A 15,154-nucleotide genomic window follows, 5' to 3' on the forward strand; every position below is an offset into this window, starting at 1 on the left:
TCGCCGGGCGACAAAAACCAACATAACCCGATAAGAGGATAGAGTATGACTGCAACAACTGGGCGAGTACGGGGATTTTCCGTGGCAGCGCTGGCGCTGGTTTCTGCGATAAGTTTCAGCGCACAGGCCGCTGATGATGCCGTACGTGTCGGCTCGAAAATTGATACCGAAGGTTCGCTGCTCGGTAACATTATTATTCAGGTGCTGGAAGCCAACGGTATTCATACCACCAATAAATTGCAGCTGGGGACGACGAAAGTAGTGCGCGGCGCGATCACCGCCGGTGAAATCGATATCTATCCGGAATACACCGGTAACGGCGCGTTCTTCTTCTCCGACGATAAAGATCCGGCGTGGAAAAATGCTCAGGCCGGTTTCGATAAAGTTAAAAAGCTGGATTACGACCAGAACAAAATCGTCTGGCTGGATCCGTCTCCGGCTAACAATACCTGGACTATCGCGGTGCGTCAGGACGTGGCGAGTGCGCACAACCTGAAATCGCTGGGTGATTTGGGCAAATACATCAGCAGCGGCGGCGAGTTCAAACTGGCGGCCTCAGCAGAGTTTATCGAGCGTCCGGATGCCTTACCGGCGTTTGAAAATGCTTACGGTTTCAAACTGAATCAGGCGCAGTTACTTTCGCTGGCGGGCGGTGATACGGCGGTAACCATCAAAGCGGCAGCGGAAAAAACCTCCGGTGTGAACGCGGCAATGGCCTACGGCACCGACGGACCGGTGGCGGCGCTTGGCCTGCAAACGCTGGAAGACCCGAAAGGCGTGCAGCCAATTTACGCACCTGCGCCAATCATCCGCGAGGCCGCGCTGAAAGCGCATCCGAACATTCCTGATTTGCTCAAACCGGTGTTTGCTTCGCTCGATACCAAAACATTGCAGGGCCTGAACGCGAAAATCGCGGTGGATGGTCAGGATGCGAAAAAAGTGGCGGCGAAGTATTTGCAGGAAAAAGGTTTCGTTAAAAAATAACCGGGCAGTGACGCCCGGAGCACGGCCTTCGGGTCGTGCTCTTTGATATCAGGTAATGTTTTGACTTATCACTCACCCGTTAAAAACCGCGTCCTGCTGACGCTGGTTTTGCTGCTGTTGCTGGCCGGTTTCGGACTGGCCTTCGTCAGTCATGCGCCTAACCGGCTGGTCTCCGGCAAAGGTATTTCGCTGGCGAGCCTGCTGAATGGCTATTCTGCCTTACTGCTGTTGCCTGCCGTCTTGCTGCTGATCTGCGCCTTTCTGAATCTCTATGGCCGCAATCATCTGGTGGTGATGTTACTGGCTGAAATCCTGCTGACCGCGCTGGTCTGGCTGGCTGGTCACAGTGCGGTTCAGCTTGCCGGTGGCGATGAAGACAGTATCGCGCGCACCTCGCTGGGCGGCGGTTTCTGGGCGGGCGCGGCGCTTTGTCTGCTGATCGCCTCCGACGCTATTTCCCGTTTTACCCGCAATCACAGCCTGCGCATTTTGTTTAATGTGCAGATGATCGTGCCGGTAGTTTTGCTGCTGGCGTACGGTCAGCTTGCCGAACTTTCGCTGCTCAAGGAATACGACAACCGTTCCGACGTGTTTAACGACGCGCTGTGGCAGCATCTCGGCATTTTGTCTGGCACGCTGGTGCCTGCGGTATTGATCGGCCTGCCGGTCGGGTTGCTGTGTCACCGTAAACCCCGCTGGCGCGGGCCGGTATTGTCGGTGCTCAATATTATCCAGACCGTGCCGTCGATTGCGCTGTTTGGTCTGCTGCTCGCGCCGCTGGCCGGGCTGGCAAAAGCGCTGCCGTGGCTGGCGGAGCATGGTATCAGCGGCATCGGGCTGGCTCCGGCAATTATCGCGCTGGTGCTGTATTCGCTGTTGCCGCTGGTGCGCGGCGTGATTGCCGGGCTGGAATCGGTGCCGGAAGCGGTCATTGAATCCGCCCGCGGTATGGGCATGAACCGCGCTCAGGTGTTTTTCCGTGTGCAGATGCCGATTGCCTTGCCGGTTATCCTGACCGGCGTGCGCATCGTGGCGGTGCAGACGGTCGGCATGGCGATGGTCGCCGCGTTGATTGGCGCAGGCGGGCTGGGCGCTATTATGTTCCAGGGCTTGCTCAGCAGCGCGCTGGATCTGGTCCTGCTCGGGGTGATCCCGGCGGTGCTGATGGCGGTGGTCGTCGACAGTCTCTTTAAATTTGCAGTCTCAATTCTGGAAACCACACGCAGATGATTCATTTCAAGCAGGTTAGCAAACACTTTGCCGGAAAAGCGGTCGTGCGCGATCTCACGCTGGAAATGGCCAAAGGCGAATTCACGGTTCTGATTGGCACGTCCGGTTCGGGAAAATCCACCACGCTCAAAATGATCAACCGGCTGGTGGAGCACGATCGCGGTGAGATTTTATTTGCCGGTGAACCGATAGAAAAATTCCGTGCGCAGGATTTGCGTCGCCGGATGGGCTACGCCATTCAGTCGATTGGCCTGTTCCCGCACTGGACGGTGGAAGAGAACATCGCCACCGTGCCGCAGTTACTGAAGTGGCCGAAGGTGAAAATCCGCGACCGTGTGACGGAGTTGCTCGAATTGCTCAATCTGGATCCGAAACAGTTCCGTCATCGTTATCCGCATCAGCTTTCCGGCGGGCAACAGCAGCGCGTCGGTGTGGCGCGTGCGCTGGCCTCGGACCCGGAAGTATTGCTGATGGACGAACCTTTCGGTGCGCTCGATCCGGTGACCCGCGCCACGTTGCAGGAAGAAGTGGCGCGCATCCACAAAATCACCCACCGCACCATTGTGCTGGTGACGCACGATATTGATGAGGCGCTGGCACTGGCCGACCGCATCGTGCTGCTCAACGACGGACAAGTGGTGCAGCAGGGCACACCGCTGGAATTACTGACCCGGCCTGCGACGCCGTTCGTGCGCGATTTCTTTGGTGGCAGCGATATGGGGATCCGATTGCTGTCCCTGCGCGAAGTCGGTTCACTGACGCGGCGCGGCGAACCGTATTCCGGCAGCCAGCCGCCGCTGACGGATTCGATGAGCCTGAGTCAGGCGCTGTCAAAATTTGTCGCGCAACGGGTTCAGCAACTGCCGGTGGTCGATGGACAGGGCCAGCCGCTCGGCGTGCTGCATTTCGCCGATCTGACGACTGAGAGGAATGACGCATGAAACGGATATTCGCAGATCCTCTGATTTGGTTATTCGCTTTACTGCTGGCGCTGATTTTCGGCATGACCTCGCTCGGCGGCCTGTTCCACTGGATGTTCCCTGAGCTCAGCAGGCCGGTATATCAGCAGGAAAGTTTCGCCTCACTGGTGGAAGCACATTTATTACTGGTCGGCATTTCCAGTCTGATCGCGGTGGTGATAGGTGTGGCGGCCGGTGTAGGCGTGACGCGTCCGGCGGGCAAGGAATTCCGCTCACTGGTGGAAACGCTGGTGGCGATGGGGCAGACATTTCCGCCGGTCGCCGTGCTGGCGGTTGCGGTGCCGGTGATGGGATTCAGCGAAAAACCGGCGATTATCGCGCTGGTGCTTTACGGGTTGTTGCCGATTTTGCAGGGAACGATTGCCGGGATTGAATCCGTGCCTGCCTCGGCGCGTGAGATTGCGCAAGGCGTGGGCATGAGCCGCTGGCAGATGTTGCGGAAAGTGGAAATTCCGCTGGCCGCGCCGGTGATTATTTCCGGCATCCGCACGTCGGTGATTATCAATATCGGGACGGCGGCGATTGCCTCATCGGTCGGCACGTTAAGCCTCGGATCACCGATTATTATCGGCCTGAGCGGCTTTAATACGGCTTACGTGTTGCAGGGCGCGGTGATTGTGGCGCTGCTGGCGATTTGCGTGGATATGCTGTTTGAACGCTGGAGCCTGTGGTTACAACGCTGGCAGCAGCGATCGGCAGACGAATCAGTTCGTTGATGCAGAAGACGGCGCAGGGACAACAGAAGGGGCGTCGTTATCGCTGACAGGTTTAGCGTCGTCCTGGATCACCACCGCATAACCGGCAACCATTACGCCGCCAATTGCGCCCATCGCCATCAGACCAAACAGCGCGATAAATAATTTTTTGCCAAGCGAATTCATGTGCAATACCTCAGAAATTTGAACGACGAATTATAAATCGTTTCGTTACCCCTGCAACAGACTATTCATGCTGTGACTACATTATCGTTGCCGTCAGCGAATTTTTTGTCATATGCAGAAACTTTTTAGCAACATTTTGACGCGATCGCACAGATTCCCTTGCCGGAAATCAGGCCAATAGCGTTAACTGTTGGCCTTCATTATCACGCTAATAAGTTCTTCCTATGACTGGTTCCGTCACCCGTTCTCTGCTGCCATTAATTGCTGCACTGTTTGCGTTGTATTTTATCTGGGGTTCTACGTATTTTGTTATCCGCGTCGGCGTGGAAAGCTGGCCGCCGCTAATGATGGCCGGCCTGCGTTTCTTTGTCGCCGGATGCATTTTATTTACATTTCTGCTGCTGCGCGGGCATAAAGTCCCGACGCTGAAACAGTGGATGGCCGCCGGTGCCGTGGGAATTTTGCTGCTCTCGGTCGGCAATGGCCTGGTGACGGTGGCGGAACATATGCAGGTGCCGTCCGGCATTGCCGCCGTGATGGTCGCGACCGTTCCGCTGTTTACCCTGTGTTTCAGCCGCCTGTGGGGAATGCCCAACAGCCGTCTGGAATGGACCGGTGTCGCCATTGGCCTGTTTGGGATTGTGCTGCTCAATACCGGCAGTAATCTGGAAGGGAACCCGTGGGGCGCGGCGCTGATCCTGCTCGCCTCATTAAGCTGGGCATTCGGTTCGGTGTGGAGTTCGCGCCTGCCGCTGCCAGCAGGTCTGATGGCCGGTGCTGCGGAAATGATCATCGCCGGTGTGGTGTTGCTGGTTGCCAGCCGCGTTACCGGCGAACATCTGACCGTGACGCCATCGCTGCACGGTTTTCTGGCACTCGGTTATCTGGTGGTTTTTGGCTCTATGATCGCTATCAGCGCCTATATGTTCTTACTGAAAACCGTGCGTCCGGCTGTCGCCACCAGTTACGCCTATGTGAATCCCATTGTGGCGGTTCTGCTGGGGATCACCTTCGCTGGCGAATCCCTGTCACCGGTCGAATGGGTGGCGTTAGGCGTGATCCTGTGCGCAGTCCTGCTGGTGACGCTGGGGAAATTCGTGTTCGGACGTAAGAAAACTGAGATCACGGAAGTGAAGGTTTAAACCGCTCCCTTTCTCAGATGTGACAGCTGGTTTGTTGTGCTCCTCCCCCTGCGCAGGGGAGGAAGCAGATCGAACTTACCTACTTCTTCTCAAAGAAGATCGACACCCGCGCGACTTCCACGCCGAATTTTGTCAGTGAGGTGACGTTGAACAGGTGCTGTTCATCCTGCTGATAAATCCAGTCATCGAAGGTCAGGCGGTAGGTGCTGCCGCCTGATTTCACATCCATGACGTATTTCCAGTTAAACGCGTTACCGGCGGAATGACCGGTGGCGGTACCGATAATATCGCCCGCCGTGCCGGTATAGCTGCCGTCAGCGAGTTTACGTATATGCCAGACGCGGGTTTGCTTCTCGCCGTCGTCATACACAAAATCCTCATGCAACGTCAGCGTATCGCCCGCCACGTCACCACGAATTTTCACGGTAAAGCGTCGCGTTTGTTTGTTGCTGTAATCCTGCACCATGCCGTACGCCACGCTGTCACCGGCGAACCAGGCAAAAATATCCAGCTTCGGCTGAGCCTGAGCGTAATCCTCAATGTTGGCTTTACAGCCGCTGAGGATCACAATGCAGCCCATCAGTAACGCAAAAAAACCTTGGCGAAAAACAGTCATAAAGCCTCCGGTCAGAGGGATGTCAATCCGATGCGGTAGCACCGGTCAGTTTGCTGCGTAAATCCGGATATTGCGTTTCAGGGGAAAGCCAGATGGCCAGGAACGCATCACGAAAAGCCGGGGTGAATGCGTTGCCCGCCGGATTTATCATCACGCTGTTGGCCGCACGGCTGTAAAACTGCCCGCCGTTTTCTGTGGCGACAAAAACGATTTCACTGCCATTACTGACGTCCGGCCAGGTATTTTCAACGGCGTCCAGCCAGCCATTTTTTTGCGCCTGTGCCAGCAATCCGAGTGCCTGCCACTGTTCTTCTGTGGCTTTGGTCAGTTCCTCGCGATCAATACTGCGCAGGTAATCAATGTCTAATGCCAGTGGCCATTTTTGGGGCTGATATGTACCGTCAGGGGTCAGCAACTGCGAGTTGTAAACCTCAAACGGCCCCCAGCTGAGCGTGGCGTGCCCGACAGGTTTCCACTGTTCCCACGGCACAGCGGCGATAAGCGGGGAGCAGAACATCAGCAGCGCGGCGGTTAAAAGTGCTTTCATCAGCTTCTCCGCAGGGAATGTTGGTTAAGCAAAACCGGCAGGCTGATCAGCGGTAAAAACAGCGCCCAGCCCGCGGCCAGCGCCAGCCAGACGTACAACGGCGTGGCCTGAAGTTGCATCGCACCCAGGTTCATGCCGATAAAATAAGCCAGCGGGCCGCTGACGGCACCCAGCGGAATTAACCAGCACACTTTCAGGCGTAAAACCCCCAGCAGCCACAGCCACCACGCGCTGAAACCCAGCCACAGCGCCATCATCCACGCTGGCACGGCGGCAGAATCAGTAAACTCAAACAGACCCAAAATGCACCACAGCGAATCCATCATAATGCCCAGCGTACAGGCCACCGCGACCCACAAACGGCGGCGCGACGGGGTGAACGCCAGCATCAGAAAACTGCTGATCAGCAGAAAAATAATAAAACGGTCGCGCCCCCAGACTGCCAGCGTCCACCAGACGTCGAAGCCTGCTGCCAGCAACCAGAAGCGCAGGGACATCATCCGCGTCGCTCGGCGGTCAGTTGTACGGTGCTGATGGTGCGGGCGCGGAAACCGGCCTCGCAATAGCACAGATAAAACAGCCACAGGCGGCGGAAATGCTCGTCCTGCCCGTCACCGGTTTGCGTATTCCAGTAACGCTGCACACGCTCGCGCCATTCATGCAGGGTGCGGGCGTAATCGGAACCGATATCAAATAAATCACGCACCACCAGACTGGTGCAGCGCGTCATGGTGTCATTCATGGCGGTGATGGACGGCAGAAAGCCGCCGGGAAACACATAACGCTGGATGAAATCGACTTTGCGGCTGTAAGACGCGTAACGCTGATCGGCAATGGTGATCGCCTGGATAGCCATGCGTCCCTGTGGTTTAAGCAAGGCATTACAGCGTTTGAAAAAGGTGGAGAGATAACGCTTTCCGACCGCTTCGATCATTTCAATCGACACCAGTTTGTCGAACTGGCCGCGCAACGAGCGGTAGTCTTCACACAACACCGTCACGCGGTCGCTCAGCCCGGCTTTTTCAATACGCTCGCAGGCAAAGCGATATTGCTCGCGGGAAATGGTAGTGGTCGTCACCTGGCAGCCGTACTCGCGCGCGGCAAATTCTGCCATCGCGCCCCAGCCGGTACCGATTTCCAGCAGATGATCTCCCGCATGCAGTTGCAGCTGTTCGCAAAGACGGCGCATTTTGGCTTCCTGCGCCTGTTCCAGCGTCATTTGCGGTTCCTGATACCAGGCGGAGGAATAGAGCATTTTCTCATCGAGAAAGCCCTGATAAAAATCGTTGCCCAGATCGTAATGCGCGGAGATGTTTTTTCTTGCCTGGGAAGGGCTGTTGCGACGGAAAAAGTGGATCAGATTATTCGCGGGCGTGCTGAGCCAGCTCAGGCGCGCTTCGAGCTTGTCCACCAGTTTCAGGTTTTCCGCCAGCAGCTGTAACACCGTCGTCAGGTTCGGCGTGGCCCAGTCGCCATCAATAAAACTCTCGCCCGCCGCAATGCTGCCGCCCAGTAAAACACGGCGATAAGCGCGCAGATGATGAACTTCGATTTCGCCCTGCAAAGGCGCTGTGTGATCACCAAAGAAAATGGCGTCTTCGCCCGGTTCCCGCAGGGTCAGACCGGCTCCTTTCAGCTGCCTGAGCACGCTCAGAATCAATGCGCGTGCGGCCTTGCTGCGCCTGTTGTTCGCCCCTTCGCGGGCGAGCTGCACTTCAGGTTGGCTCATGGTCAGTCCTTATCAACGGGAGGATGAGAATAAATGGGGGCCCGTTTCAGCCACAGTTTCAGCGCCTGCCAGTAAATGGTCAGCGCGGTCTTTGCGGTCATCAGGGGCAGCCGCCACAATTGCTGACGCAGCGCCTCGCGGGTCAGCGGGCGGGCGGTCAGAGAAAGGGCAGCATCGAATTCCCGTTCTTTGCGGTGATTTTCGATAGTGATGTGTAACTGTTTTCCAGGAGGTGTCAGGCGCCAGTGATAGACCATGTCCATCGGATTGAAGGGCGACACGTGAAAGGCTTTCGGCACAGGCTGCGAGCCGTCAGGGAGCACCGCGTAGGTGTGGCGTTCATTCCAGGGCGTATTACGCACTTCGGCCAGCATCCAGCGCAAAATTCCGCTTTGATCATAAAGGTAGTAGAAGTTGACCGGATTGAAATAGCAGCCGAAATAACACAGCTGACAGAGCAGCATCACGCGTCCTTCGGGGCGTTCGCCGGTCAGTTCGGCAATTCTCGCCTGGGCTTTGGTTTTGATATCGCCACCGCCGAGATAATCTTTACGGCGAAAACTGGCCGGAGAAAATTTTTCCAGCCGGATACCCAGAGCGGGCAATGCATCCAGTTCATCGAGATCAATCAGCGGCATGAAAATGTCATAGTCAAAACGATGCTCAACCGGCGTAAACCGGCGATGGCGCACCGTGCCAACATACAGCTGGCTGTTCATGACGCCTCCCGTTTTTCCGGCGCAGGTTCTGCCTGTGCACTGAATAACCGCAGGCTCAGTTGTTCCGCCACGTCGCGTGCGCTGTTAACACCGTCTTCATGAAAACCGTTGTACCAGTAAGCGCCGCAAAACCAGGTGTTGTGGTGGCCGTTGATCCGGTAACGCTCCTGCTGCGCGTGGTGGCTGGCCAGATTCAGAACCGGATGCATATAGGTGGCGCGGAATAACACCTTGCTCTCATCAATCGGCGTCAGCGGATTGAGGGAAACACAAAACGTCTGCGGCGCGTTCAGTCCCTGCAAAATATTCATGTTATAGGTCACGCTGGCACGGCGGCTGTGCGCCGGATTGCTGTCGCGAAAATCGCCGCGCCCCGCCGGATGGAGCGTATTAGGCAGCTGATAATTCCAGCTCGCCCAGGCGCGTTTCTCGCGCGGCAGCAGATGGGTGTCGGTATGCAAAATGACGTCATTGGCCTGATAAGGCAGCGCGCCGAGAATGCTTTTTTCTGCGTCCGTTGCGTTCTCACCCAGAATGCTCAGCGCCTGATCGGAATGGCAGGCGAAAACTACCTGATCAAACCGTTCTTCACCCTGTGCTGAATGCAGCGTCACGCCGCCGGATGTGCGGATAACGCCAGTGACCGGTGTACTGGTCAGCAGTTTTACGCTGGCGGGGAGTTTCTCCTGCATCCGGCGGATATATTCCCGCGAACCGCCCGGCACCACCATCCACTGCGGACGGTTAGTGACATCCAGCAGCCCGTGGTTATTGAAAAAGCGCAGAAACATCGACAGCGGGAAATTCGCCATATCGCCGAGAGAAGAGGACCAGATTGCCGCGCCCATCGGCAGCACATAATGCAGGGCGAAGAACGGCGAAAATCCGTTTTGATCCAGCAAATCGGCCAGTGTGTCTTCGTCATTATGCGGATTGAGCAGGCGTGCCTTACACAATTTGTTAAAGCGCAAGATTTCGAAAATGAACTGCCAGAACCGCGGCCTGAACAGGTTGCGGCGCTGGGCAAACAGGCTGTTGAGCGAATGCCCGTTGTATTCGAGTTTGCTGAGCGGATTACGCACAGAAAAGCTCATTTCCGTCGGCTGACCTTCAATGCCCAGCTCTTTGAGCAGGGCGATAAAATGCGGATACGTGCGGGTGTTATAGACAATAAAACCGGTATCGATGGCGTATTCCTGGCCGTCTGAAATCACATCCTGCGTGGCGGTGTGCCCCCCTAACGTTGCCGATGCCTCGAAGACGGTAATTTCACAGTCCGGCTGGTTCTTTGCCAGTAACCAGGCACAACTCAGCCCTGAAATCCCGCTGCCAATGATAGCCACTTTAGTCGTCATTTTATTTCACCATTTTCCGGCATAACCATTTTTGCAGACCGACCGGCAGCAGCGCGGTAGTTTTCAGCAAGCGGGCAAAAAGAGGAGGGAAGGCAATTTCGCTGGCGCCGTGCGCCAGTTTTTTACGGATGTGTTTTGATGCCTGCACCGCCGTCACCATCATCGGCATCGGAAAATCATTGCGTGCTGTCAGCGGCGTTTCGACAAATCCCGGCTGGATCAGGGAAATATGGATCTGACGTTTTGCCAGATCCACCGCCAGAGAACGGGCGAAAAAGGCCAGCGCGGCTTTCGAGGCACCATAAGCTTCACTGCGTGAAAAAGGCAAAAGCCAGGCCACGGAGCCGACCAGCGCCACGCGGCTGCCGGGAGCCAGGCGCGGCAGCAGGGCATCGAGACAATTCACCGGGCCGATGAAATTGGTGTTCATCACGCGGACGACTTTTTCAGCCTCAACCACGCCGTTATCAAGATATTCGCAGGTACCGGCGCACAGGATCACCAGATCGGCCTGCACGTCCTGCAACGCCTGACGGGTTTCTGATAAATCGGTGATATCAAAACGCAGCGGGATAATCAGCGGACTGGCGGCGGCGACCGCAATGAGTTTTTCACCATCACGCCCGCAGGCGATAACTTCCCAGCCTTCTGCGGCATAGTCCTGAGCCAGCTGTTTTCCGATACCCGAACTGGCACCGGTGATCAGGACGCGGCGCATTATTTCAACCTTGCTTTAACCGCGCGGACAGCGCCGCCGAGCACCGGAACATGCTCATACAACATCGCACCGAGATCGTAATAATCGCGCTGATAAGCAATCCGGTTATCTGACAGGCGCAGATGGCTGGCGCCATTGAGGAACATAGCCTGACCTTTTTTCAGTGCCGGATGCGAAAACTCCATCCGCCAGAACAGCGACGCTTCAGCGCCACTGGTCAGCGGAGGCTGAATGTCAAAGCGGCAGTAATTCACTTTTTTGAGCAACTGTGCGAAATAGCGTTCGAGAGCATCCACGCCGTCGTAATGCGACACCGGATCAATGAACACCACATGCGGATGATAAATACGCGAAAGCTGCGGCAGCTGGCTCACATCCAGATGGCTGTAAAATTCGCAAAGCCGGGTCAGAACATCAGCGGGTATCGCGGGTTCAGGAAAATGTTTGATCATTATTTTTTCCTTCCATTACGCACTGGCACTATCTGCAGAACCGGAGGGATGCCTTCACCGTGAAGACTTTCGACATTATCGTTTTCATCTTCGCTGTCTTGTGAGCCAAGCAGCAGGGAAGCACTGCCCAGAAGAAGTATCGACAGGCCCTGTTCAACCCAGTTCAGCAGGCGCTGGCGCTGAATTTGCGTCAGTTTGCCTTCAGCCCATAACAGGATTTGCGAACCACTGAGATTTTCAAGATGCGGGTCATCGAGCGGGACCGGCATGATGTCGATCTGCATTCCTTCCTCGCAGCGCACAATGGCTTCCAGCCATAGCTCGGTGCTGTCCAGATGTCCCCAGCCCACCAGCGTCGCCGGATTGCCGGGACGTTTACGGGCGGCACCCATACACATCACCGCGTGTTCGATGATCAGGCCGTCAAGCTGGCTGCGTAACATCAGCAGGCGCTGATCCCCTGCACTGAGGCGCGAGCGCAAGGGTCTGAGCACATTATTCACAAAAGATGCCGCCGGATATTCACGACCGAGTTCCGTCATCAACTGACGGACTTTATTGCTGCGGCCATCCTGCAATGCGGTCAGCAAACTGTGTTCTGACTGCGACCAGCCGCCCGGCAGTGCATCCACTTTGCCTTCGAGCAGGGATTTCACCTGACCAACAGGTATCCCGCGATTAATCCAGCCCAAAATAGTGCGAATGGTATCAAGGTCATCATCATTAAACAGACGATGGCCGCCTTCGGTGCGCTGCGGTTTTAGCAAGCCGTAACGGCGTTGCCAGGCGCGCAGCGTGACCGGGTTGATACCACAAATTCGGGCGACTTCGCCGATGCTGTAAAGAGACATAATGAATTCCAAAATTTTCGCACTAACTGATCTTAACTCTAGCGCCAGATTGCAAAGCTGTACAACTTTATTATTTTTGTACAACTTGCCTAATACTTTTCGCCTACATTATTTTAACTTGCAATGTTCTCATATCAGAGATATTTTCCCGATATTGAGATTTAACGGCAGGGTAAGAAAATGGAAGAAGGGCAGGAAAGTCAGGATCTGCGTCTCGCTGAGCGTCTGGCAGAATTACGTATCGGGCAGGGCTGGTCACTTGAACAACTGGCGCAACTGACCGGTATCAGCCGTGCCACACTTTCGCGAGTCGAGCGGGCAGAAACCAGCCCGACGGCATCTTTGCTGGGCAAACTGAGCGCGGCTTACGGGCTGACGACTTCACGCCTGCTGATGGCGCTGGAAGATAACCCGCCGGAGCTTATACGCCGCGCGCAGCAACCTGTCTGGCATGATCGCGAAACCGGTTTTGAGCGTCGTTCGGTCTCCGCGCCCGCCCCCGGTTTTCGTGCTGAGCTGATTTCCGGTTTGCTGAAATCAGGCGCGACCATTTCGTATGATTCCCCGCCGGTGGACGGCCTCGAACAGCACATCTGGATGCTGGAAGGTGTACTGGAATTCACCCTCGATGGCCGCTGTTACCGGCTGGAAGCGGGCGACTGTCTGCGTTTTCATCTTCACGGCACAACATCTTTTCACGTACCCGGCCCGCAGGATGCCCGTTACGCCATCGTTATTTCACGTCCTTAACCTCTGATGAAAAGGGTTATTCCCATGCAAAGCAGCAATGAAGAAGTGGTGATCAGCGAAGTGCAGGGTGGCGTGCTGACGCCTGCGGATCTGGATGCGCTGGCGGAGACGCTGATGCAATCCGTCGCACTCGGCGCAAGTATCGGATTCATTTTGCCTTTTGGTTTTGTGCAGGCGCAGGCCTTCTGGCAAAAGCTTTTGCCAGCTTTTGAGCGTGGTGAAAAGCGTCTGCTGGTGGCGCGGGTGGCAGGGAAAATTGCCGGTACTGTGCAGCTGGTGGTCGATCAGCCTGCCAACGGCATCCATCGCGGTGACGTGGTGAAACTGATGGTTCACCCCGACGGCCGCCGTAAAGGGCTCGCCTGTAAGCTGATGACGGCAGTCGAAGCGCTGGCACGCGAAGAAGGTAAAACCCTGCTGGTACTGGATACGGTGACGGGCAGTCCGGCGCAGACATTGTATGAAAATCTCGGTTTCACCCTGAGCGGAACGATCCCGCATTATGCGATGTCGACGGAAGGGATGCTGGAATCGACGAGCGTGATGTATAAATTGCTGATTTGAAATGTTTTAAAGTCAAAACCGTGGGCGTCGGCCCACACCGACTTGGGGGGCGGCCTATCGCCGCCACCCCCCAAGACCCCCCGGGCTCTTTCACTGCACGCTATCGCGGGTACGACGGACATGTTCTGACGCATTTGTGAGTGGCGCAAAATGTCATCGCTTCGCGATTCCCGAATTTCAGGATTCGAGCCTAAGGTCTCGAACCGTTCATTCGGTGCCATTTTTGATCACGCCAATACACTTTTCTAAAAGATGAAGAATAGTCTGTCTTTGAATTTAAGATCGTGCGGGCGATTCAGAAAGCTTGCTGAATGAGAGGTTGCAGACCTAAGGCTGCAATCCCGAAATGAAGGTACCGCGCAGCGGCAAGATTTCCAGCCTGTCGCGGTGTTTGCTGAAACATAGCCAGCGAGCGAAGCGCGCAGTGTAAGAGCCCGGGATTCTCAAGGGGTGCGGCGACAGGCGCCCCTTGAGGCCAGTTTGGGTGGCAACCCAAGGTTTTGTGGGTGTGGGCGGCGAGCCCACGACCTTGACCTTGAAGCCAGTGTGGGTGGCAACCCAAGGTTTTGTGGGTGTGGGTGGCAACCCACGGTGTTGACCTTAAAAAAGCCGAAATATAGCAGCGGCCTCTGCTATCTCTTCTGAATGTACGTCAGCGCCAGCGCCACCGCCAGCACCAGCCCTTTGATGATATCCATCGCGTAATACGGCACCGACAACATCACCAGTCCGTTCGACAGCACGCCTAAAATGACTGCGCCCAGCAGGGTTCCCAGCGCATTCGGTTTACCGGAACCTGCCAGCGAGAAGCCGATGTAGGCGGCGGCAACGGCGTCCATCAGGTAACCGCCTCCGGCATTCACCTGCGAAGACCCGATACGTGACGCCAGCAAAATACCCCCAGCACCGGCCAGAACGGATGACATCACATAGGCAATCACGCGATAACGCGCGGTGCGGATCCCCGCCAGACGTGCGGCCAGCGGGTTACCGCCGATAGCGTACATGCGGCGGCCATGTTTGGTCAGCGACATAAACAGTTGTACCGCAATGGTCACGACGGCCATCACGATGACAATCACCGGCACCTGACCGAGCAGGCTGAACACCGCGGGCACCGTGCCTTCGGCCATGTCACCGCTCGGCAATAACATGTTTTCAGTGATCGAGCCGCCATAGCTGTAAGTCATCGCCGCGCCCTGAATCACAAACAAACTGGCGAGGGTGGCGAGCATGTCAGGGATCTTCAGGATGACAATCAGGAAGGCATTGAACAGGCCGACCAGCGTACACAACGCCAGCGTGATTAAGATGGCTTCGGTGGTGCCGAAACCGTGCCAGACGAACATCGAAATCACCAGCGCATTGGCGAGTGACGCCGTTGACCCGACGGACAAATCGAAGCCGCCGACCGCCAGTGAAATCGATACGCCGATAGCAATCACCGTCACGATGGCAATCGAACGCAAAATGTTGATGATATTCGACGGCTCGAGGAAGTTATCTGATGCCACACCAAAACCGGCAATCAGCAATACCACGGTCAGCAACATGCCCCATTTATACAAAAACTCGAACAGCTGATGACGCCACGGCTGACTCGCTGCGGGCACGCTTTCTTTACTCACCACGGCTT

General features: G+C 56.1%; 17 protein-coding genes and 1 pseudogene. 7 read left to right on the top strand and 11 right to left on the bottom strand.

Translation table 11 applies throughout. The features are described from left to right. The first annotated feature begins 45 nt into the window (after positions 1–45). From EC840_RS00280 to EC840_RS00295, 4 genes are read left to right on the top strand one after another with little or no spacing between them, the layout of a single operon-like run. Positions 46–984 (top strand): ABC transporter substrate-binding protein, encoded by a 939-nt coding sequence (locus tag EC840_RS00280; protein ID WP_112287456.1) that lies wholly within the window; start codon positions 46–48, stop codon positions 982–984. A 60-nt stretch (positions 985–1,044) separates the two neighbouring features. After that, positions 1,045–2,214 carry an ABC transporter permease gene (locus tag EC840_RS00285; RefSeq protein WP_132963738.1) on the top strand — a complete coding sequence of 390 codons (1,170 nt, stop codon included), beginning with the start codon at positions 1,045–1,047 and terminating at the stop codon, positions 2,212–2,214. Continuing rightward, complete coding sequence (locus EC840_RS00290) at positions 2,211–3,155, top strand: ABC transporter ATP-binding protein (protein ID WP_113877863.1); 945 nt, start codon at positions 2,211–2,213, stop codon at positions 3,153–3,155. Before EC840_RS00285 ends, EC840_RS00290 begins: the two co-directional genes overlap by 4 nt. Then, positions 3,152–3,910, top strand: a complete 759-nt coding sequence (locus EC840_RS00295; RefSeq protein ID WP_120160514.1) for an ABC transporter permease — start codon at positions 3,152–3,154, stop codon at positions 3,908–3,910. The genes EC840_RS00290 and EC840_RS00295 overlap by 4 nt, the downstream gene beginning before the upstream one ends. A gap of 63 nt (positions 3,911–3,973) precedes the next feature. Here EC840_RS00295 and EC840_RS25710 read toward each other — a convergent pair. Further along, positions 3,974–4,075, bottom strand: a pseudogene (locus EC840_RS25710) (hypothetical protein); the annotation flags it as partial. Positions 4,076–4,299: 224 nt separating this feature from the next. Here EC840_RS25710 and yedA point away from each other — a divergent pair. Further along, the gene (gene yedA, locus EC840_RS00300) at positions 4,300–5,217 is read left to right on the top strand and encodes a drug/metabolite exporter YedA (protein WP_132963739.1); all 918 of its coding nucleotides are present in this window, start codon (positions 4,300–4,302) and stop codon (positions 5,215–5,217) included. Between the two features lie 79 nt (positions 5,218–5,296). Here the strand turns inward: yedA and EC840_RS00305 are convergent, their stop codons facing one another. The 9 genes from EC840_RS00305 to EC840_RS00345 are packed head-to-tail and all read right to left on the bottom strand — an operon-like array spanning position 5,297 to position 12,204. Beyond that, positions 5,297–5,833, bottom strand: coding sequence for a DUF3833 domain-containing protein (locus EC840_RS00305; protein ID WP_132963740.1), 537 nt, complete (start codon positions 5,831–5,833; stop codon positions 5,297–5,299). 22 nt (positions 5,834–5,855) lie between these two features. Then, positions 5,856–6,380 (bottom strand): hypothetical protein, encoded by a 525-nt coding sequence (locus tag EC840_RS00310; protein ID WP_132963741.1) that lies wholly within the window; start codon positions 6,378–6,380, stop codon positions 5,856–5,858. Continuing rightward, the gene (locus tag EC840_RS00315) at positions 6,380–6,880 is read right to left on the bottom strand and encodes a DUF2878 domain-containing protein (RefSeq protein WP_113877858.1); all 501 of its coding nucleotides are present in this window, start codon (positions 6,878–6,880) and stop codon (positions 6,380–6,382) included. Before EC840_RS00315 ends, EC840_RS00310 begins: the two co-directional genes overlap by 1 nt. After that, the gene (locus tag EC840_RS00320; protein ID WP_132963742.1) at positions 6,877–8,109 is read right to left on the bottom strand and encodes a cyclopropane-fatty-acyl-phospholipid synthase family protein; all 1,233 of its coding nucleotides are present in this window, start codon (positions 8,107–8,109) and stop codon (positions 6,877–6,879) included. The genes EC840_RS00315 and EC840_RS00320 overlap by 4 nt, the downstream gene beginning before the upstream one ends. A gap of 2 nt (positions 8,110–8,111) precedes the next feature. Beyond that, positions 8,112–8,828, bottom strand: a complete 717-nt coding sequence (locus tag EC840_RS00325; RefSeq protein WP_112287465.1) for a DUF1365 domain-containing protein — start codon at positions 8,826–8,828, stop codon at positions 8,112–8,114. After that, positions 8,825–10,183, bottom strand: coding sequence for an FAD-dependent oxidoreductase (locus tag EC840_RS00330; RefSeq protein ID WP_132963743.1), 1,359 nt, complete (start codon positions 10,181–10,183; stop codon positions 8,825–8,827). Before EC840_RS00330 ends, EC840_RS00325 begins: the two co-directional genes overlap by 4 nt. A gap of 1 nt (position 10,184) precedes the next feature. Further along, the gene (locus EC840_RS00335) at positions 10,185–10,901 is read right to left on the bottom strand and encodes an SDR family NAD(P)-dependent oxidoreductase (protein WP_132963744.1); all 717 of its coding nucleotides are present in this window, start codon (positions 10,899–10,901) and stop codon (positions 10,185–10,187) included. Then, positions 10,901–11,353 (bottom strand): nuclear transport factor 2 family protein, encoded by a 453-nt coding sequence (locus tag EC840_RS00340; RefSeq protein ID WP_113877854.1) that lies wholly within the window; start codon positions 11,351–11,353, stop codon positions 10,901–10,903. The genes EC840_RS00335 and EC840_RS00340 overlap by 1 nt, the downstream gene beginning before the upstream one ends. Further along, positions 11,353–12,204: a MerR family transcriptional regulator gene (locus EC840_RS00345; RefSeq protein WP_132963745.1), complete on the bottom strand. Its 852-nt coding sequence runs from the start codon at positions 12,202–12,204 to the stop codon at positions 11,353–11,355. The genes EC840_RS00340 and EC840_RS00345 overlap by 1 nt, the downstream gene beginning before the upstream one ends. 180 nt (positions 12,205–12,384) lie before the next feature. On the opposite strand from EC840_RS00345, the gene EC840_RS00350 reads away from it, so the two are divergent. Together EC840_RS00350 and EC840_RS00355 are read left to right on the top strand one after the other, a co-directional pair. Beyond that, complete coding sequence (locus EC840_RS00350; protein WP_112287470.1) at positions 12,385–12,954, top strand: XRE family transcriptional regulator; 570 nt, start codon at positions 12,385–12,387, stop codon at positions 12,952–12,954. 24 nt (positions 12,955–12,978) lie between these two features. Further along, entirely contained in the window at positions 12,979–13,518 is a 540-nt protein-coding gene (locus tag EC840_RS00355; RefSeq protein ID WP_132963746.1) for a GNAT family N-acetyltransferase, read from the top strand. A gap of 632 nt (positions 13,519–14,150) precedes the next feature. Here the strand turns inward: EC840_RS00355 and EC840_RS00365 are convergent. Next, entirely contained in the window at positions 14,151–15,146 is a 996-nt protein-coding gene (locus EC840_RS00365; protein ID WP_181955518.1) for an ABC transporter permease, read from the bottom strand. Between the last annotated feature and the right edge of the window lie 8 nt (positions 15,147–15,154).

Source organism: Rahnella sp. JUb53 (assembly GCF_004346065.1).
Taxonomy (GTDB): domain Bacteria; phylum Pseudomonadota; class Gammaproteobacteria; order Enterobacterales; family Enterobacteriaceae; genus Rahnella; species Rahnella variigena.